Genomic DNA, 17,720 nt, shown 5'->3' with positions numbered 1-17,720 from the left:
TTCTGTTATTACTCTTTCTTCTCGTTGTCTTCTTCCTGTACCGGTTTATTGGCGGTCAGCAGGAAAGGGGATTGCTGCCAGCGGGTGCGCTTGCCTTGCAATAAGGTACGGGTGAGCACCACGCCAATTGCCAGTGACAGAAGCAGCATTAGGCGTAAGATGTTGGTGGTGTTATCCACCTGCTTGGCTTCGGTGGCGAGCGTGTGGGTATCCAGCGTCAGGCGTAGATAGCCCAGTGGACCATTTTTTCCCTGAATGGGCTCGACAATCTGCTGGTTAAAATAGCCCCCGGCTTTTTTACCGTCCAACGCAAGTCGGTCTCGAACGTTGACGCTCTCACCGGTGCGTGTAATCAGGTCTCCCTGTTCATCGTAGACCCCCGCATCCAGAATACGGCTACTTTCCGTGAGTTGCGAGAGTACCGCTTTAATGCGCTTTTCATCCGGCGTTTCGGTACGCATCAGCGGGGCGACGTTCAAGGAGACCTGGCGAGCCAGCGTGCGCGCCAGCTCTTCGAGCTGCGGATTACGCTGCTGTTGGTGGCTTTGACTAAACCAGGACGCGCCCTGCATCAGAGCAACGAGCAGCGCAAGGCAGGACAATACAATCACTGCACGATGAAGTCGGAATTTCAGTTTTGTGCGAGCCATATTCCACCTGCTGAAAATTTGAGACTTAATGTTGCCAGAAGCGCTGGTTACAGGGTAGCCTCATGCGTTATTTTCCCCTGATGATTCCGACCCGAACGATTTTACAGGAGCTTTAATGCCTAACATTACCTGGTGCGATCTACCTGAAGATGTTTCTCTGTGGCCAGGTCTGCCTCTCTCTTTAAGCGGTGATGAAGTCATGCCGCTGGATTACCACGCGGGCCGCAGTGGCTGGCTGCTGTACGGACGTGGGCTGGATAAACAACGGTTAACGCAATACCAGAGCAAACTGGGTGCGGCGATGGTGATCGTGGCGGCGTGGTGCGTTGAGGATTATCAGGTGATTCGTCTGGCGGGCTCGTTAACGCCACGTGCGGCAAAACTGGCGCATGATGCCAAACTGGATGTTGCGCCACTGGGTAAAATTCCGCATTTGCGCACGCCGGGTTTGCTGGTGATGGACATGGATTCAACGGCTATCCAGATCGAGTGTATTGATGAAATTGCCAAACTGGCTGGAACCGGCGAAATGGTTGCCGAAGTCACCGAACGCGCGATGCGCGGCGAGCTGGACTTTACCGCCAGCTTGCGCAGCCGCGTGGCGACGTTGAAGGGCGCTGATGCCAATATTTTGCACCAGGTGCGCGAAACGCTACCACTGATGCCTGGCCTGACTCAACTGGTGTTAAAACTGGAAACGCTCGGCTGGAAAGTGGCAATTGCCTCCGGCGGTTTTACCTTCTTTGCCGATTATCTGCGTAACAAACTACGTCTGACGGCGGCTGTGGCAAACGAGCTGGAGATCATGGACGGTAAATTCACCGGCAACGTGATCGGCGATATCGTCGATGCGCAGTACAAAGCCAACACCCTGACCCGCCTGGCGCAGGAGTATGAGATCCCGATGGCGCAGACGGTGGCGATCGGCGATGGCGCCAACGATCTGCCGATGATCAAAACGGCTGGACTGGGTATAGCGTATCATGCCAAACCCAAAGTGAATGAAAAGACGGAGATTACGATCCGTCACGCTGACCTGATGGGCGTGTTCTGCATTCTCTCTGGTAGCATGAACCAGAAATGATTTAATTGCCTGATGGCAAAGTGACCGTAGGCCGGATAAGCGCCCACGCTGTCCGGTAAACGCGCTAACGAAAGAGGTAAAACGTGGCCAAAGCTCCAAAACGCGCCTTTGTTTGTAACGAATGCGGGGCCGATTACCCGCGCTGGCAAGGGCAATGCAGCGCCTGTCAGGCCTGGAACACCATTACCGAGGTACGCCTTGCCGCGTCACCAACGGTGGCGCGTAACGAGCGGCTCAGCGGCTATGCCGGGAATGCGGGCATCGCAAAAGTGCAGAAGCTGTCTGATATCAGCCTTGAAGAGTTGCCGCGTTTTTCCACCGGATTTAAAGAGTTTGACCGCGTGCTGGGCGGCGGTGTGGTGCCCGGCAGCGCCATCCTGATTGGCGGTAACCCCGGCGCAGGGAAATCAACGCTGCTGCTGCAAACGCTGTGCAAGCTCGCTGAGCAGATGAAAACCCTGTACGTTACCGGCGAAGAGTCTTTGCAACAGGTGGCGATGCGCGCGCATCGACTCGGTCTGCCGACGGCGAATCTGAACATGCTGTCGGAAACCAGCATCGAACAAATTTGCCTGATTGCCGAAGAAGAACAGCCGAGGCTGATGGTTATCGACTCCATTCAGGTGATGCATATGGCGGATATTCAGTCTTCGCCGGGCAGCGTGGCACAGGTGCGCGAAACAGCGGCTTACCTGACCCGCTTCGCCAAAACGCGCGGCGTGGCGATTGTCATGGTCGGCCACGTCACCAAAGACGGCTCGCTGGCCGGTCCAAAGGTGCTGGAGCACTGTATTGACTGCTCGGTTCTGCTCGACGGCGACGCCGATTCCCGTTTCCGTACTCTGCGTAGCCATAAAAATCGCTTTGGCGCGGTGAATGAGTTGGGCGTCTTTGCCATGACCGAACAGGGGCTGCGCGAAGTTAGCAACCCTTCCGCTATCTTCTTAAGCCGTGGCGATGAAGTCACCTCCGGCAGTTCGGTGATGGTGGTCTGGGAAGGTACGCGCCCGTTGCTGGTGGAGATTCAGGCGCTGGTCGACCATTCGATGATGGCGAATCCGCGTCGTGTGGCGGTCGGTCTGGAGCAGAACCGTCTGGCGATTCTGCTGGCCGTGCTGCATCGTCACGGCGGCTTGCAGATGGCGGATCAGGACGTGTTCGTCAACGTGGTCGGCGGTGTGAAGGTTACCGAAACCAGCGCCGATCTGGCACTGCTACTGGCAATGGTTTCCAGCCTGCGCGACCGACCGCTGCCGCAGGACTTAGTGGTCTTTGGCGAAGTGGGACTGGCGGGCGAAATCCGTCCGGTACCCAGCGGCCAGGAGCGTATTTCCGAAGCGGCGAAGCACGGCTTTCGTCGGGCGATTGTTCCTGCCGCCAACGTGCCGAAAAAAGTGCCGGAAGGGATGCAGGTCTTTGGCGTTAAGAAGCTTACGGATGCTTTAAGCGTGTTTGACGACCTATAATAAAATACCCGCCGTCTTTCCGGCGGTATTGGGTATTACGTTTATTTTTACAGCAGGAGGCTCTTGTGTCATTTGATTATCTGAAAACTGCCATTAAGCAAAAGGGCTGTACCCTGCAACAGGTGGCAGATGCCAGTGGCATGACCAAGGGATATTTAAGTCAACTGCTGAATGCCAAAATTAAAAGCCCCAGCGCGCAAAAGCTGGAGGCGTTGCACCGGTTTCTCGGGCTGGAGTTTCCGCGCCAGCAGAAGAATATCGGTGTGGTATTCGGTAAGTTTTATCCGCTGCATACCGGCCATATCTATCTTATCCAGCGCGCGTGTAGTCAGGTCGATGAACTGCATATCATCATGGGGTATGACGACACGCGCGATCGCAGCCTGTTTGAAGACAGTGCTATGTCGCAACAGCCCACGGTGCCCGATCGTCTACGCTGGCTGCTGCAAACCTTTAAGTATCAGAAAAATATCCGTATTCATGCCTTCAACGAAGAGGGTATGGAGCCGTATCCACACGGTTGGGATGTGTGGAGCAACGGGATCAAAACGTTTATGCAGGAGAAAGGGATCCAGCCTAACTGGATTTACACCTCTGAAGAGTCAGATGCCCCGCAGTATCTGGAACATCTGGGGATCGAAACCGTGCTGGTGGATCCCAAACGAACGTTTATGAACATCAGCGGCGGGCAAATCCGTGAGAACCCGTTTCGCTACTGGGAGTATATTCCTACAGAAGTGAAGCCGTTTTTCGTGCGCACTGTGGCGATCCTCGGCGGAGAGTCGAGCGGAAAATCGACGCTGGTGAACAAGCTCGCCAATATCTTTAACACTACCAGTGCGTGGGAATATGGGCGTGATTACGTCTTCTCCCATTTGGGCGGTGATGAGATGGCGTTGCAGTATTCCGACTACGATAAAATCGCCCTGGGACAAGCCCAATACATTGATTTTGCTGTCAAGTATGCCAATAAAGTGGCGTTTATCGACACCGATTTCGTTACCACTCAGGCCTTCTGCAAAAAGTATGAAGGGCGTGAACACCCGTTTGTGCAGGCCCTGATTGACGAGTATCGCTTTGACCTGGTGATCCTGCTGGAGAACAATACTCCATGGGTGGCGGATGGCTTACGCAGTCTCGGCAGTTCGGTTGACAGAAAAGCGTTTCAGTCGCTGCTGGTCGAGATGCTGCAGGAAAACAATATCAATTTTGTGCACGTTCAGGAGCCCGACTATGACGGTCGATTTCTGCGCTGCGTGGAGTTGGTGAAAGAGTTGATGGGCGAGCAGAGATAGCGTAAATGCCGGATGGCGTTGCGCTTATCCGGCCTACAAGTCGCACTCACCTCGTAGGCCGGATGAGGCGTAACGCCGCCATCCGGCGCTTAACGGTAATTACTTCGAAATACGCTTGTACTTAATACGCTTCGGCTCCAGCGCATCTGCGCCCAGCGTGCGTTTCTTGTACTCTTCGTATTCGGTAAAGTTACCTTCGAAGAACTCAACCTTACCTTCATCCTGGTAATCCAGAATGTGGGTTGCGATACGGTCGAGGAACCAACGGTCGTGCGAGATAACCATCGCGCAGCCCGGGAACTCCAGCAGGGCGTTTTCCAGCGCGCGCAGGGTTTCGATATCCAGGTCGTTGGTTGGTTCATCAAGCAGCAGCATGTTGCCGCCAACCTGCAGCAGCTTCGCCAGGTGCAGACGACCGCGCTCACCGCCGGAGAGTTCGCCTACGCGTTTACCCTGATCAACACCTTTAAAGTTGAAGCGGCCTACGTAGGCGCGGCTTGGCATCTCGGTGTTGCCGATCTTCATGATATCCAGCCCGCCGGAAACTTCTTCCCACACGGTTTTGCTGTTGTCCATGGCGTCACGGAACTGGTCAACGGAAGCCAGCTTGACGGTTTCACCCAGCGTGATGGTGCCGCTGTCTGGCTGTTCCTGACCGGACATCATACGGAACAGGGTAGATTTACCCGCGCCGTTCGGACCGATGATGCCGACGATAGCGCCTTTCGGTACGGAGAAGCTCAGGTCGTCAATCAGAACGCGATCGCCGTAGGATTTACGCAGATTGGTTACTTCAACGACTTTATCACCCAGACGTGCTCCAGGCGGGATAAACAGTTCGTTGGTTTCGTTACGCTTCTGGTATTCGGTGTTGTTCAGCTCTTCAAAACGTGCCAGACGGGCTTTACCCTTAGACTGACGGCCTTTAGCGCCCTGACGCACCCACTCCAGCTCTTTCTCAATGGATTTACGGCGAGCCGCTTCCTGAGACGCTTCCTGCGCCAGACGCTGATCTTTCTGCTCCAGCCAAGAGGAGTAGTTGCCTTCCCATGGAATACCTTCGCCGCGGTCAAGCTCCAGAATCCAGCCCGCAACGTTGTCGAGGAAGTAACGGTCGTGGGTAATCGCCACCACGGTGCCTTCGAAGTCGTGCAGGAAGCGTTCCAGCCACGCAACGGATTCGGCGTCCAGGTGGTTAGTCGGTTCGTCGAGCAGCAGCATGTCTGGTTTTTCCAGCAGCAGGCGGCACAGCGCGACGCGGCGGCGTTCACCACCAGAGAGGTTCTCAATTTTAGCGTCCCAGTCCGGCAGACGCAGGGCGTCAGCGGCACGCTCAAGCTGCACGTTCAGGTTATGACCGTCGTGCGCCTGAATGATCTCTTCAAACTTGCCCTGTTGCGCAGCGAGTTTATCGAAGTCGGCGTCCGGCTCGGCGTACTTTGCGTACACTTCATCCAGACCTTTCAGCGCGTTAACCACTTCGGCAACCGCTTCTTCCACGGATTCACGAACGGTATGTTCCGGGTTCAGTTTCGGTTCCTGCGGCAGGTAACCGATTTTAATGCCAGGCTGTGGGCGAGCTTCACCTTCGATATCGGTATCAATGCCGGCCATGATGCGCAGCAGGGTCGATTTACCCGCGCCGTTCAGACCAAGAACACCGATTTTGGCGCCAGGGAAGAAGCTCAGTGAGATGTTTTTAAGAATATGACGTTTCGGCGGAACGACTTTGCCGACACGATGCATGGTATAAACAAATTGGGCCACGTTGGACTCGCCTCTTTATTTATCCCGTCATACTTCAAGCTACAGATGCGTTGGCTGTGAGTTACTCGGCTCATCCATGAGCCTCGCCCTTGCGGGCCGCTGCTCCGCAGCGTTCAAATCTGTTCCTGACAGATTTGTCGTTCCCCCCAGTCACGCACTTTGTACGCTCAGGGGATTTACTCCCTCGCCGCCTTGCTGCAACTTGAATTATTTAGGGCTAATTATTGGTAAATAGTTATCAAAGGCGAAGTGTAGCCTTTTTCATTGCCCAATCCCAGCCAGCAGATCTCACTCGCAACAAAAGTAAAAAAGTGTCCGTGACGTGGCGCATTCTGCAATGTCTGGTTAGCATGAACTAATTAAGCGGCATGATGCTGCACAGACGTAACATGAGAAGAGGAAGAGCTTGTGGACAAAGCCAATCAATTTACCTGGCGCCTGCTGGCGGCCAGCGTATGTCTGCTGACGGTCAGTCAAGTGGCGCGAGCCGATTCCCTGGATGAGCAGCGCAGTCGCTATGCGCAAATTAAACAGGCCTGGGATAACCGACAGATGGATGTCGTAGAGCAGATGATGCCCGGCCTGAAGAATTATCCTCTGTATCCTTATCTGGAATATCGTCAGATTACTGACGATCTGATGAATCAGCCCACCATTACCGTTACCAATTTTGTGCGCGCCAACCCGACGCTGCCCCCCGCGCGTACTCTGCAATCACGTTTCGTGAATGAACTGGCGCGACGGGAGGACTGGCGTGGACTACTGGCGTTCAGCCCAGAAAAACCGGGTACCACGGAAGCGCAATGCAACTATTACTTTGCGAAATGGAGCACCGGGCAAACCGAAGAGGCCTGGCAGGGCGCGAAAGAACTGTGGTTGAGCGGGAAAAGCCAGCCGAACGCCTGTGACAAATTATTCGGTGTATGGCGCGCCTCAGGAACTCAGGATCCGCTGGCGTATCTGGAGCGTATTCGTCTGGCGATGAAAGCCGGGAATACCGGTCTGGTCACGGCGTTGGCTGGACAAATGCCCGCGCAATACCAAACTATCGCTTCGGCGATCATCGCGCTGGCCAACGACCCGAATTCGGTGATGACCTTTGCACGCACCACTGGCGCGACGGATTTCACCCGACAGATGGCGGCGGTGGCTTTTTCCAGCGTGGCGCGTCAGGATGCGGAAAACGCCCGCCTGATGATCCCGTCTCTGGCGCAGGCGCAACAGCTGAATGACGAGCAAACCCAGGAACTGCGCGACATCGTCGCCTGGCGTCTGATGGGCAATGACGTTACCGATGAGCAGGCCAAATGGCGCGATGACGCCATTATGCGCTCGAATTCCACCTCGCTTGTGGAACGCCGTGTGCGCATGGCGCTGGGAACCGGCGATCGTCGTGGTCTGAATACCTGGCTGGCGCGTCTGCCAATGGAAGCAAAAGAGAAAGATGAGTGGCGTTACTGGCAGGCGGATCTGCTGCTTGAGCGCGGGCGCGAGGCGGAAGCCAAAGAGATCCTGCACCAGCTCATGCAGCAGCGCGGTTTCTATCCGATGGTGGCGGCACAGCGTCTGGGTGAAGAGTACGAGCTGAAAGTGGATAAAGCCCCGGCAAACGTTGACTCTGCGCTGACTCAGGGACCGGAAATGGCACGTGTGCGCGAGCTAATGTACTGGAACCTGGACAATACCGCGCGCAGTGAATGGGCGAATCTGGTCACCAGTCGCACGAAGTCTGAGCAGGCTCAGCTGGCGCGTTACGCGTTCAACAATCACTGGTGGGATCTGAGCGTACAAGCGACGATCGCCGGTAAGCTGTGGGATCATCTGGAAGAGCGCTTCCCGCTGGCCTACAAGGATCTGTTTACACGCTACACCAGCGGCAAGGATATTCCGCCAAGCTATGCGATGGCGATAGCGCGTCAGGAAAGCGCCTGGAACCCGAAAGTAAAATCGCCGGTTGGTGCCAGCGGGCTGATGCAGATTATGCCGGGTACGGCGACGCATACGGTGAAAATGTTCTCGATTCCAGGTTACAGCAGCCCGAGCCAACTACTGGATCCTGATACCAACATCAACATTGGTACCAGCTATTTACAGTATGTCTATCAGCAATTCGGCAATAACCGCATTTTCGCGTCGGCGGCCTATAACGCCGGACCGGGGCGCGTTCGCACCTGGCTTGGCAATAGCGCGGGTCGTATCGATGCTGTCGCGTTTGTCGAAAGCATTCCATTCTCTGAGACGCGTGGCTACGTGAAGAACGTGCTGGCTTACGATGCGTACTATCGCTATTTCCTCGGTGACAAACCGGAGTTGATGAGCGACGCAGAATGGCAACGTCGTTACTGATCGTGTCGGTTGTGTTATGCTATCGTACTCGTTAAAGAGTACAAAAGGGGGAGGCAAGCACGCTTCCCCCGCAACGATGGCGATAACTTATGACTCAGCAATCACCCTATTCGGCAGAGATGGCAGAACAGCGTCACCAGGAGTGGTTACGTTTTGTCGATCTGCTTAAACACGCCTATGAACAAGACTTACACCTGCCCCTGCTCAATTTGATGTTAACGCCGGATGAGCGCGAAGCGCTGGGCACGCGCGTGCGTATCATTGAAGAGCTGCTGCGCGGCGAGATGAGTCAGCGCGAGCTTAAAAACGAGCTCGGGGCGGGGATCGCCACCATTACTCGGGGGTCGAACAGCCTCAAATCTGCACCGGTGGATCTGCGTCATTGGCTGGAGCAGGTGCTGCTAAAAAATGCCTGATGGCACTTCGCTTATCAGGCCTAAGGATGTGGCGCGGTTGTGGCCGGATAAGGCGAAGCCGCCATCCGGCACAACGCTATAAATACACTGCGTTATGAAACGGGCTGAGCGCCAGAATCACCGCCTGGTGGTATACGCTTGAGCGCGTCAGCTTGCCCGCGGTAAAGACGCCGATAGCGCCCTCTTTACGGCCAATCTCATCAATACCCGTGTAGTCCGACATCACCGGACCGAGCGCTTCGCCCTGACGGACTCTGTCGAGAATGACAGCTGGCAATGGCAGCGTGGCTGAACGGGCTTCGCCGCGCTGGACGCCATTATCAATCACCACCCAACTGAAGGTCGCATCGTCGTCAATTCCCGCTTCAATAGCGACCCAGAAATCAGCCTGCGGGTGCAGACGGCGCGCATTATCAACGCGATTTCGTGCGCCAGTGCGCGTTTCCTGGTTTCCGAAAGGTTGTTCCGGCACGCCACTCTCGACGGCGACGGGTTCAATATGGCAGGATCCTTCCCCGAAAATCTCTTCAAATGCCCGCAGAATTGCCTGAATTTTGGCAGGATTGGTGGTCGCAGAGATAACCTTGTGCATAATTAAGCTCAGTTTGAAAATTCATCGCATCGCAGTATAACGGAAAAAAAGCATGTTACAGGTATACCTTGTTCGCCATGGCGAAACGCAGTGGAACGCCGAGCGACGTATTCAAGGCCAGTCAGACAGCCCACTGACCGCTAAAGGTGAACAGCAAGCCATGCAGGTGGGCGAACGCGCCCGCACGTTTGGTATTACGCATGTCATCAGTAGCGATTTAGGTCGTACACGACGCACCGCAGAAATCATCGCCCAGGCCTGTGGCTGTGATATCACCTATGACTCACGTTTGCGCGAGCTGAATATGGGCGTGCTGGAGCAACGTCATATCGATACGCTGACGTCGGAAGAAGAGGGCTGGCGTCGCCAGTTGGTGAACGGTACGGTGGAGGGGCGTATTCCGGAAGGGGAATCGATGCAGGAACTGAGCGATCGCGTCCACGCGGCGCTGGCATCCTGTCTGGAACTGCCGCCGGGGAGTCGTCCGCTGCTGGTCAGTCACGGTATTGCACTGGGTTGTCTGGTGAGTACGATTCTGGGATTACCGGCATGGGCTGAACGTCGCCTGCGTCTGCGCAACTGTTCTATTTCTCGCGTCGATTACCAGGAAAGTTTGTGGCTTGCGCCGGGATGGGTAGTTGAAACGGCAGGGGACATCTCACATCTGGACGCCCCTGCGTTAGACGAACTGCAGCGCTAGCGGCGAATCGGAATCAGGAATTCGCAGCGCAGGTTGATCGGGCGATCTCCCGCTTTGGCATCTTCTGCCGGGTAGTATCGCTCGATATCCTGCCCTTTACGGCGCGTCAGGTTCAGCATTGGCATGCATGTGCCGTAAACCGTCAGGATAAACTCCTGTACACCGGTCCCCAGCCCTTCATAGGTAAACATCACATACTCGCCGCCCTGTAGCAGGATAGGCTGTGCCGACGGCACATAACCATTGGCCTGTTCCGGCGTCAGTGCTGTGGTGTAAAACACTTCCTGCTCATCATCTTTTTCAATGCTCGGACGCGTTTCGTTCAGCCCGTACAGCACCGGTGGGATCGCAGGAGCCTGGCTAAGGAAGTCGCGCCAGAACTGAATTCGCATTTCATGACGGAAATCTGAAATCTGCTCCAGCGAGCAGGAATAGCTTTGCGTGGTGCCAAGCAGTTGCGTATCTTCCAGCGTAACAAACTCGTGCGCAGGCATGGCAAATTCACCCAGTCGCATAGGCGGGCGAATACCAAACGCGCTCCATTCCGGCGAACGGCGATACAGCGCAGGCGTCTGGGAAAACTGTTTCTTGAACGCGCGGGTAAAGGTTTGTTGAGAGTCAAAGCGATATTGCAGCGCAATATCCAGAATTGGGCGTGCAGTCAGGCGCAGCGCCACTGCGGATTTCGATAAACGACGGGCGCGGATATAGGCGCCAATAGCATGGCCCGTCACGTCCTTAAACATTCTCTGCAGGTGCCACTTGGAATAGCCTGCTTTTGCCGCCACATTGTCAAGCGACAAAGGCTGATCCAGATGACCTTCCAGCCAGATTAATAGGTCGCGAATAATGCCAGCCTGATCCATAAAATATCCTCATCCTTTCAACAACGAGTACCTGACGTCAGGTATGAGGATAATAGCATTTTTTGCTGTTTTAGCATTCAGTGTTTTTTTTGCTCATAAATGCTTTTTTCGATCATTCGAAAGCGTGATTATTGTAATCCTGTGATCTGTATACGTTTTATCTTAGAATGTCGAATAATTACACAGAGTAACTTTTAAAAATGGTAACAATATGAAATATAAGAGCTTAATCATTTCCTCAATTCTGCTGATGTTAGCGCAGGTCGCCCATGCGGAGCAGATTGGATCTGTCGATACGGTGTTCAAAATGTTTGGGCCGGATCATAAAATTGTGGTCGAAGCGTTTGACGATCCAGATGTTACCAACGTGACCTGCTACGTGAGCCGGGCGAAGACCGGCGGCATCAAAGGTGGGCTGGGGCTGGCGGAAGATACCTCCGATGCCGCCATTTCCTGTCAGCAGGTGGGGCCGGTAGAACTGAGCGACAGAATCAAGAACGGCAAAGCGCAGGGCGAAGTGGTATTTAAAAAACGTACCTCGCTGGTGTTTAAATCCTTACAGGTCGTGCGTTTTTACGACGCGAAACGTAATGCCCTGGCCTATCTGGCCTATTCAGATAAAGTGGTCGATGGATCGCCCAAAAATGCCATCAGCGCGGTGCCCATCATGCCGTGGCGGGAATAACAAGGAAGCAAAATGCAACAACCGTTGATCTGGTTGGTTGAGGATGAGCAGGGCATCGCCGATACGCTCATCTACATGCTGCAGCAGGAAGGTTTTAGCGTGGAAGCGTTTGAGCGCGGGTTACCTGCGCTGGAGAAATCTCGCCAGCGTTGTCCTGATGCGATCATTCTGGATGTCGGACTACCGGATATCAGCGGTTTTGAACTGTGTCGACGCCTGCTGGAGCGGCATCCAGCGTTGCCGATCCTGTTTCTGACCGCGCGTAGCGATGAGGTGGATCGCCTGCTGGGGCTGGAAATTGGCGCGGATGACTATGTTGCCAAGCCTTTCTCACCGCGCGAGGTGTGTGCCCGCGTGCGTACGCTGCTGCGGCGGGTGCAGAAATTCTCTGCTCCTTCATCGACGACGCGTTGCGGCGATTTTGAACTTAATGAGCTGGCCGCGCAGATTACCTGGTTCGGCAAGCCGTTAAACCTGACGCGCTATGAATTTCTGTTGCTGAAAACGTTGCTATTGTCGCCGGGGCGCATTTACTCACGCCAGCAGTTGATGGATTTAGTCTGGGCCGATGCACAGGACACCTTTGACAGAACGGTCGATACTCACATTAAAACGCTGCGCGCCAAGCTGCGGGCTATCAACCCTGAGCTTTCCCCCATCAATACGCATCGCGGTATGGGATATAGCCTGAGGAGCGTCTGATGCGCATTGGCATGCGTTTGTTGCTCGGCTATTTTCTGATTGTTGCCGTCGCCGCCTGGTTCGTTTTGTCGATCTTTGTACAGGAAATTAAACCAGGCGTCCGCCGGGCAACCGAAGGCACTTTGATTGATACCGCCACGCTGCTGGCTGCGCTGGCGCGCGATGACTTGCTCTCTGACTCTCCCGCCAACGGCAAGCTGGCGCAGGCATTTTCGCAACTGCATAACCGCCCATTCAGCGCCAATATCAGCGGCATTAACAAAGTCCGTAATGAATACCATGTCTACATGACGGACGCGCAGGGTAAAGTGTTGTTTGATTCCGCAAACCAGGCTGTCGGTCAGGACTATTCTCGCTGGAACGACGTGTGGTTAACCCTGCGTGGGCAATATGGCGCCCGCAGTACGCCGCAAAACCCGAACGATCCGGAAAGTTCAGTGATGTACGTGGCCGCGCCGATCGTAGACGGCGGACGTATTATCGGAGTGCTTAGTGTCGGTAAACCGAACGCGGCGATGGCGCCGGTGATTAAACGCAGTGAACGGCGGATGCTGTGGGCCAGCGCCGTATTGCTGGGCATTGCCTTAGTGATTGGCATCGGGATGGTATGGTGGATAAACCGCTCCATCGCCCGGCTGGCGCGCTATGCCGACTCCGTTACCGAGAATCGCCCCGTCCCACTGCCTGATTTAGGCAGCAGCGAGCTACGTAAACTGGCGCAGGCGCTGGAAAGTATGCGACTGAAGCTGGAGGGCAAAAACTACATTGAGCAGTATGTTTATGCGTTAACGCATGAACTGAAAAGTCCGCTGGCGGCCATTCGCGGCGCGGCTGAGATTTTGCGCGAAGGTCCGCCGCCGAACGTGGTTGCGCGCTTTACCGATAATATTCTGACGCAAAATGCGCGCATGCAGGCGCTGGTCGAAACCCTGTTACGCCAGGCGCGGCTGGAGAATCGACAGGACATTACGTTGACGCCAGTGGCGGTAGATGCGCTGTTTGCTCAGCTCAAAGAGGCGCGTAGCGTGCAACTGGCGGCAAAAAACATCACGCTTACCATTATGCCTTCATCGCTTAGCGTCGCCGCCGATCCTGCGTTACTGGAGCAGGCAGTGGGGAATTTGCTCGACAACGCTATCGACTTCACGCCACAGGACGGGACGATTACGCTGAGCGCGCATCAGCAGGATGAACTGGTCACGTTGCAGATAATCGACAGCGGCAGCGGGATCCCCGACTTCGCGTTGCCGCGTATTTTTGAGCGTTTCTATTCGCTGCCCCGTGAAAATGGGCATAAGAGTAGCGGTTTAGGGCTGGCGTTTGTCAGTGAGGTTGCGCGACTGCACGAGGGGACGGTGACATTGTGCAACCGACCACAAGGCGGCGCACAGGCCTCGTTTACGCTTCACGCTCACTTCACATAACTTCAAATTCTCCGCACATAGCTGTTCTACCTTGCTGATATTGTAAAGGAGAGCGCTATGTTTAAATCACCCCTGTTTTGGAAAATAGTCACCTTAGGTGGCGCAATACTGCTGCTGTTAATTCCGCTGACGATGGTCAGGCAGATCATCGTGGAGCGATCGGATTACCGCGATGAAGTCGAAGATGCTATCCGACAGAGCACCAGCGGGCCGCAAAAGATGGTAGGACCGTTGATAGCCATTCCGCTAACGGAACTTTACACCTCACTGGAGGATGGCAAAGAAATCCAGCGTAAGCGTAGCTATATCCATTTCTGGCTGCCGGAGTCGTTGGTAGTTGAGGGGAATCAGAACGTTGAAGCACGTAAAATCGGTATTTATGAGGGCCAGGTCTGGCACAATGATGTTTCGGTGAAGGCTGAGTTTAACGCCGAACGGTTAAGTGATTTAAATCATCCAAATATCAGCATCGGCAAACCGTTTATTGTGGTTGGCGTGGGGGACGCGCGTGGGATTGGTGTGGTAAAAGCGCCGCAGGTCAATGGAACGTCGCTGGCCGTTGAGCCTGGGACGGGGCTGGATGGACGTGCGCAGGGGATCCACATTCCGCTACCCGATGCGAGCTGGGCTGAGCAAAATCTGAGCATAGCGTTGTCGCTTAATTTGAGCGGAACCGGCGATTTCTCCGTCGTTCCGGTTGGACGTAACAGTGAAATGACCTTAACCAGCAACTGGCCGCATCCCAACTTTCTTGGGGACTTCCTCCCGGCTAAGCGCGAAATTAGCGAATCAGGATTCAAGGCTCAGTGGCAAAGCAGCTGGTTTGCGAACAACCTCGGCGAGCGCTTTAACGACGAAAAGATTGGTTGGCTGGGCATGCCAGCGTTTAGCGTCGCCGTCGCCACGCCAGCAGATCAGTACCAGTTAACGGACAGGGCAACAAAGTATGCCATCCTGCTGATTGTGCTGACCTTTATGTCTTTCTTCGTCCTTGAAAGTATGACCAATCTGCGCCTGCACCCGATGCAGTATCTGCTGGTGGGGCTATCGCTGGTAATGTTTTATCTGCTGCTGCTGGCACTGTCGGAACACATCGGTTTTACGGCGGCGTGGATAACGGCAAGTCTGGTGGGGGCGTTGATGAACGGTGTGTATCTGCAGGCGATTTTGCAGGGCTGGCGGAACAGTATTTTGTTCACCGTGGCGCTGCTGGGGCTGGATGGTGTGATGTGGGTGCTGCTACGTTCACAGGATAGCTCTTTACTGCTGGGAACCGGCGTGCTGTTGTTCGCGCTTTGTGGGGTCATGTTCCTGACGCGTCATCTTGACTGGCACTCGCTGGCACAGCCAAAAACAAAGCCAAAATCTACAGAACTTCCAGAGCTTCAGCCTGCGCAGTGCGACGAATTTCGCTTGTGGAAATAGAGCGGTAGGGAAATGAAAAACGGCGCATCAAGCGCCGTTTTTATACCAGTGAGGATTGAATTAATCCTGCAGGTCGCCGCAGAAACGGTAGCCTTCACCGTGAATGGTGGCGATGATTTCTGGCGTATCCGGCGTTGATTCGAAATGCTTACGAATGCGGCGGATCGTCACGTCAACGGTACGGTCATGCGGCTTCAGTTCGCGACCGGTCATTTTTTTCAGCAGTTCTGCGCGAGACTGGATTTTGCCCGGATTCTCACAGAAGTGAAGCATGGCGCGGAATTCGCTGCGTGGCAGTTTATACTGCTCACCGTCAGGACCAATCAGAGAGCGGCTGTTGATGTCCAGCTCCCAGCCATTGAACTTGTAGCTTTCGACGCTACGGCGTTCTTCGCTGACAGTACCCAGGTTCATGGTACGGGACAGCAGGTTACGAGCACGGATAGTCAGTTCGCGCGGGTTAAACGGCTTGGTGATGTAATCGTCTGCGCCGATTTCGAGGCCGAGAATTTTATCGACTTCGTTATCACGGCCCGTCAGGAACATCAGCGCAACGTTAGCTTGTTCGCGAAGTTCGCGCGCTAACAGCAGGCCATTTTTCCCAGGCAGATTGATATCCATAATCACAAGGTTGATATCATATTCAGAGAGAATCTGATGCATTTCCGCGCCATCTGTCGCTTCGAATACATCATAGCCTTCTGCTTCGAAAATGCTTTTCAACGTGTTGCGTGTTACTAACTCGTCTTCAACGATAAGAATGTGCGGGGTCTGCATGTTTGCTACCTAAATTGCCAACTAAATCGAAACAGGAAGTACAAAAGTCCCTGACCTGCCTGATGCATGCCGTAAATTAACATGATCGGCGTAACATGACTAAAGTACGTAATTGCGTTCTTGATGCACTTTCCATCAACGTCAACAACATCATTAGCTTGGTCGTGGGTAGTTTCCCTCTGGACCCGACAGTGTCAAAAACGGCTGTCATCCTAACCATTTTAACAGCAACATAACAGGCTAAGACATGCCGGACACCCAATAAAACTACGCTTCGTTGACATATATCAAGTTCAATTGTAGCACGTTAACAGTTTGATGAAATCAACGTATCCAAATGTTTGCTTTCATCACAAAATTGCAATATTACAACTAGTTGCACGAGCAAATTAATAAATGTAATGAATCCAACCGGTGCGATCCATTTTAAATTAAATTATCATGGATAAACAGAGGGATATGCAACTTTTGTTAACATAAAAAGCAATAGTACACCCGGGAAATAGTTTAGCATTTTTTAATGGATGCGAAATGCTTTTTCAGTGATTTTTGTTAAAAATATGTAAATTCGCACTGCGTAATATGTTGAAGCACGTCACATTTTTCCTTGCAGACTGGCCAAAAAGAGTATCGAAATGCGTTTAACAATTATTCTGGTTGCCCCCGCCAGAGCGGAAAATATTGGTGCGGCTGCCCGCGCTATGAAGACCATGGGGTTCACCCAATTACGCATCGTTGACAGCGAAGCCCACCTGGAACCCGCCACGCGATGGGTCGCGCATGGTTCTGGCGATATTATTGATAATATTAGCGTTTTTTCAACGTTAGCGGAGGCGCTGCACGACGTAGATTTTACCGTCGCGACCACTGCGCGTAGTCGGGCGAAGTTCCATTACTACGCTACGCCGGTCGAACTGGTTCCTCTGCTGCAGGAAAAATCAACGTGGATGGATCATGCCGCGCTGGTTTTTGGTCGTGAAGATTCAGGGCTGACCAACGAAGAATTGGCCCTGGCGGATGTACTCACCGGTGTACCTATGGTGGCTGACTATCCTTCACTCAATTTGGGGCAGGCGGTGATGGTGTATTGCTATCAATTAGCAGGTTTAATACAACAACCCGTCAAAAACATTGAGGTGACGGATGAGCTTCAGCTACAGGCATTGCGCGCGCGCGTTTTGCGTTTATTAGCCACGCTGAATGTTTCTGACGACATCAAGTTGACGGACTGGCTGCAACAGCGAATGGGTCTGTTAGGGCAGCGAGATACGGCAATGTTGCACCGTTTTTTACATGATATAGAAAAAAGCATCACAAAATAAAATATCGAACTGCATTTGTTTTGTGGTGTTTTGCTCTGGATTCAAGTAGGGGTAACATACTGTATTGGTCGAAACTAAAAGGGCAAGCAGTCGCTCGTGAACAAGTTTCGGAATGTGACCAATTTAAAAATTTATTGACTTAGGTCAGCAGATACTTTAACCCTAAAAGAATACAGGACAGATAATAAATAATTACAGAGCAC

Annotated in this window: 17 protein-coding genes; 12 read left to right on the top strand and 5 right to left on the bottom strand. The window is 53.6% G+C overall.

Features of this window, described 5'->3' with window-relative positions; genetic code table 11:
• Positions 1 to 8: 8 nt before the first annotated feature.
• Positions 9 to 650 (bottom strand): YtjB family periplasmic protein, encoded by a 642-nt coding sequence (locus tag HV037_RS20360; RefSeq protein WP_103283459.1) that lies wholly within the window; start codon positions 648 to 650, stop codon positions 9 to 11.
• A 115-nt stretch (positions 651 to 765) separates the two neighbouring features.
• Between HV037_RS20360 and serB the strand changes: the two genes are divergently transcribed.
• The 3 genes from serB (at position 766) to nadR (ending at position 4,495) form a co-directional block, all read left to right on the top strand.
• Positions 766 to 1,734 (top strand): phosphoserine phosphatase, encoded by a 969-nt coding sequence (gene serB / locus HV037_RS20355; RefSeq protein ID WP_003829946.1) that lies wholly within the window; start codon positions 766 to 768, stop codon positions 1,732 to 1,734.
• 83 nt (positions 1,735 to 1,817) lie between these two features.
• A complete protein-coding gene (radA, locus tag HV037_RS20350) occupies positions 1,818 to 3,200 on the top strand; it encodes a DNA repair protein RadA (RefSeq protein ID WP_016151613.1) in 1,383 nt (460 codons plus the stop codon).
• A 65-nt stretch (positions 3,201 to 3,265) separates the two neighbouring features.
• Positions 3,266 to 4,495 carry a multifunctional transcriptional regulator/nicotinamide-nucleotide adenylyltransferase/ribosylnicotinamide kinase NadR gene (gene nadR, locus HV037_RS20345; RefSeq protein WP_016151614.1) on the top strand — a complete coding sequence of 410 codons (1,230 nt, stop codon included), beginning with the start codon at positions 3,266 to 3,268 and terminating at the stop codon, positions 4,493 to 4,495.
• Between the two features lie 99 nt (positions 4,496 to 4,594).
• Here the strand turns inward: nadR and ettA are convergent, their stop codons facing one another.
• Complete coding sequence (ettA, locus tag HV037_RS20340; protein WP_003019019.1) at positions 4,595 to 6,262, bottom strand: energy-dependent translational throttle protein EttA; 1,668 nt, start codon at positions 6,260 to 6,262, stop codon at positions 4,595 to 4,597.
• Positions 6,263 to 6,670: 408 nt separating this feature from the next.
• Between ettA and sltY the strand changes: the two genes are divergently transcribed.
• On the top strand, positions 6,671 to 8,608 hold the full coding sequence (gene sltY / locus HV037_RS20335) for a murein transglycosylase (RefSeq protein ID WP_047358370.1): 1,938 nt from the start codon (positions 6,671 to 6,673) through the stop codon (positions 8,606 to 8,608).
• 89 nt (positions 8,609 to 8,697) lie between these two features.
• Positions 8,698 to 9,024 carry a trp operon repressor gene (gene trpR, locus HV037_RS20330; protein ID WP_019078321.1) on the top strand — a complete coding sequence of 109 codons (327 nt, stop codon included), beginning with the start codon at positions 8,698 to 8,700 and terminating at the stop codon, positions 9,022 to 9,024.
• Positions 9,025 to 9,100: 76 nt separating this feature from the next.
• Here trpR and yjjX read toward each other — a convergent pair whose 3' ends face one another.
• Positions 9,101 to 9,616 (bottom strand): inosine/xanthosine triphosphatase, encoded by a 516-nt coding sequence (yjjX, locus tag HV037_RS20325; protein WP_016151618.1) that lies wholly within the window; start codon positions 9,614 to 9,616, stop codon positions 9,101 to 9,103.
• A 52-nt stretch (positions 9,617 to 9,668) separates the two neighbouring features.
• On the opposite strand from yjjX, the gene gpmB reads away from it, so the two are divergent.
• The gene (gene gpmB / locus HV037_RS20320; RefSeq protein ID WP_016151619.1) at positions 9,669 to 10,316 is read left to right on the top strand and encodes a 2,3-diphosphoglycerate-dependent phosphoglycerate mutase GpmB; all 648 of its coding nucleotides are present in this window, start codon (positions 9,669 to 9,671) and stop codon (positions 10,314 to 10,316) included.
• On the opposite strand, the gene robA is transcribed toward gpmB, so the two are convergent.
• Positions 10,313 to 11,182, bottom strand: coding sequence for an MDR efflux pump AcrAB transcriptional activator RobA (gene robA, locus HV037_RS20315; protein WP_003837295.1), 870 nt, complete (start codon positions 11,180 to 11,182; stop codon positions 10,313 to 10,315). The two genes, gpmB and robA, sit on opposite strands and share 4 nt — an antisense overlap.
• Before the next feature lie 211 nt (positions 11,183 to 11,393).
• Here robA and creA point away from each other — a divergent pair, with 211 nt between their 5' ends.
• The 4 genes from creA to creD are packed head-to-tail and all read left to right on the top strand — an operon-like array spanning position 11,394 to position 15,418.
• Positions 11,394 to 11,867 carry a protein CreA gene (gene creA, locus HV037_RS20310; RefSeq protein WP_016151621.1) on the top strand — a complete coding sequence of 158 codons (474 nt, stop codon included), beginning with the start codon at positions 11,394 to 11,396 and terminating at the stop codon, positions 11,865 to 11,867.
• 12 nt (positions 11,868 to 11,879) lie between these two features.
• Positions 11,880 to 12,569 (top strand): two-component system response regulator CreB, encoded by a 690-nt coding sequence (gene creB, locus HV037_RS20305; protein WP_016151622.1) that lies wholly within the window; start codon positions 11,880 to 11,882, stop codon positions 12,567 to 12,569.
• Positions 12,569 to 13,993: a two-component system sensor histidine kinase CreC gene (gene creC, locus HV037_RS20300; RefSeq protein WP_094760799.1), complete on the top strand. Its 1,425-nt coding sequence runs from the start codon at positions 12,569 to 12,571 to the stop codon at positions 13,991 to 13,993. Before creB ends, creC begins: the two co-directional genes overlap by 1 nt.
• A 57-nt stretch (positions 13,994 to 14,050) precedes the next feature.
• On the top strand, positions 14,051 to 15,418 hold the full coding sequence (gene creD / locus HV037_RS20295; RefSeq protein ID WP_103283460.1) for a cell envelope integrity protein CreD: 1,368 nt from the start codon (positions 14,051 to 14,053) through the stop codon (positions 15,416 to 15,418).
• A 60-nt stretch (positions 15,419 to 15,478) separates the two neighbouring features.
• Here creD and arcA read toward each other — a convergent pair whose 3' ends face one another.
• A complete protein-coding gene (arcA, locus tag HV037_RS20290; RefSeq protein ID WP_001194359.1) occupies positions 15,479 to 16,195 on the bottom strand; it encodes a two-component system response regulator ArcA in 717 nt (238 codons plus the stop codon).
• Between the two features lie 95 nt (positions 16,196 to 16,290).
• Between arcA and yjjY the strand changes: the two genes are divergently transcribed.
• Both yjjY and HV037_RS20280 read left to right on the top strand, forming a co-directional pair.
• Positions 16,291 to 16,431: a protein YjjY gene (gene yjjY / locus HV037_RS20285; RefSeq protein WP_042998021.1), complete on the top strand. Its 141-nt coding sequence runs from the start codon at positions 16,291 to 16,293 to the stop codon at positions 16,429 to 16,431.
• Between the two features lie 399 nt (positions 16,432 to 16,830).
• Positions 16,831 to 17,517, top strand: coding sequence for a tRNA/rRNA methyltransferase (locus HV037_RS20280; protein WP_016155643.1), 687 nt, complete (start codon positions 16,831 to 16,833; stop codon positions 17,515 to 17,517).
• Positions 17,518 to 17,720: the final 203 nt, after the last annotated feature.

This window comes from Citrobacter sp. RHBSTW-00017 (assembly GCF_013797615.1).
Classification (GTDB): Bacteria; Pseudomonadota; Gammaproteobacteria; order Enterobacterales; family Enterobacteriaceae; genus Citrobacter; species Citrobacter braakii.
The sequence above is the reverse complement of the archived record's forward strand: the minus strand, read 5'-3'. Positions and strand labels throughout refer to the sequence as shown.

What these genes read in the sequence shown, in the direction of transcription:
- creA (WP_016151621.1), top strand. Translation starts at nt 11,394, where the DNA reads ATGAAATATAAGAGCTTAATCATTTCCTCAATTCTGCTGATGTTAGCG.
- gpmB (WP_016151619.1), top strand. Translation starts at nt 9,669, where the DNA reads ATGTTACAGGTATACCTTGTTCGCCATGGCGAAACGCAGTGGAACGCC.
- yjjX (WP_016151618.1), bottom strand. Translation starts at nt 9,616, where the DNA reads ATGCACAAGGTTATCTCTGCGACCACCAATCCTGCCAAAATTCAGGCA.
- robA (WP_003837295.1), bottom strand. Translation starts at nt 11,182, where the DNA reads ATGGATCAGGCTGGCATTATTCGCGACCTATTAATCTGGCTGGAAGGT.
- yjjY (WP_042998021.1), top strand. Translation starts at nt 16,291, where the DNA reads ATGACTAAAGTACGTAATTGCGTTCTTGATGCACTTTCCATCAACGTC.
- trpR (WP_019078321.1), top strand. Translation starts at nt 8,698, where the DNA reads ATGACTCAGCAATCACCCTATTCGGCAGAGATGGCAGAACAGCGTCAC.
- serB (WP_003829946.1), top strand. Translation starts at nt 766, where the DNA reads ATGCCTAACATTACCTGGTGCGATCTACCTGAAGATGTTTCTCTGTGG.
- arcA (WP_001194359.1), bottom strand. Translation starts at nt 16,195, where the DNA reads ATGCAGACCCCGCACATTCTTATCGTTGAAGACGAGTTAGTAACACGC.
- creB (WP_016151622.1), top strand. Translation starts at nt 11,880, where the DNA reads ATGCAACAACCGTTGATCTGGTTGGTTGAGGATGAGCAGGGCATCGCC.
- HV037_RS20360 (WP_103283459.1), bottom strand. Translation starts at nt 650, where the DNA reads ATGGCTCGCACAAAACTGAAATTCCGACTTCATCGTGCAGTGATTGTA.
- HV037_RS20280 (WP_016155643.1), top strand. Translation starts at nt 16,831, where the DNA reads ATGCGTTTAACAATTATTCTGGTTGCCCCCGCCAGAGCGGAAAATATT.
- creD (WP_103283460.1), top strand. Translation starts at nt 14,051, where the DNA reads ATGTTTAAATCACCCCTGTTTTGGAAAATAGTCACCTTAGGTGGCGCA.
- creC (WP_094760799.1), top strand. Translation starts at nt 12,569, where the DNA reads ATGCGCATTGGCATGCGTTTGTTGCTCGGCTATTTTCTGATTGTTGCC.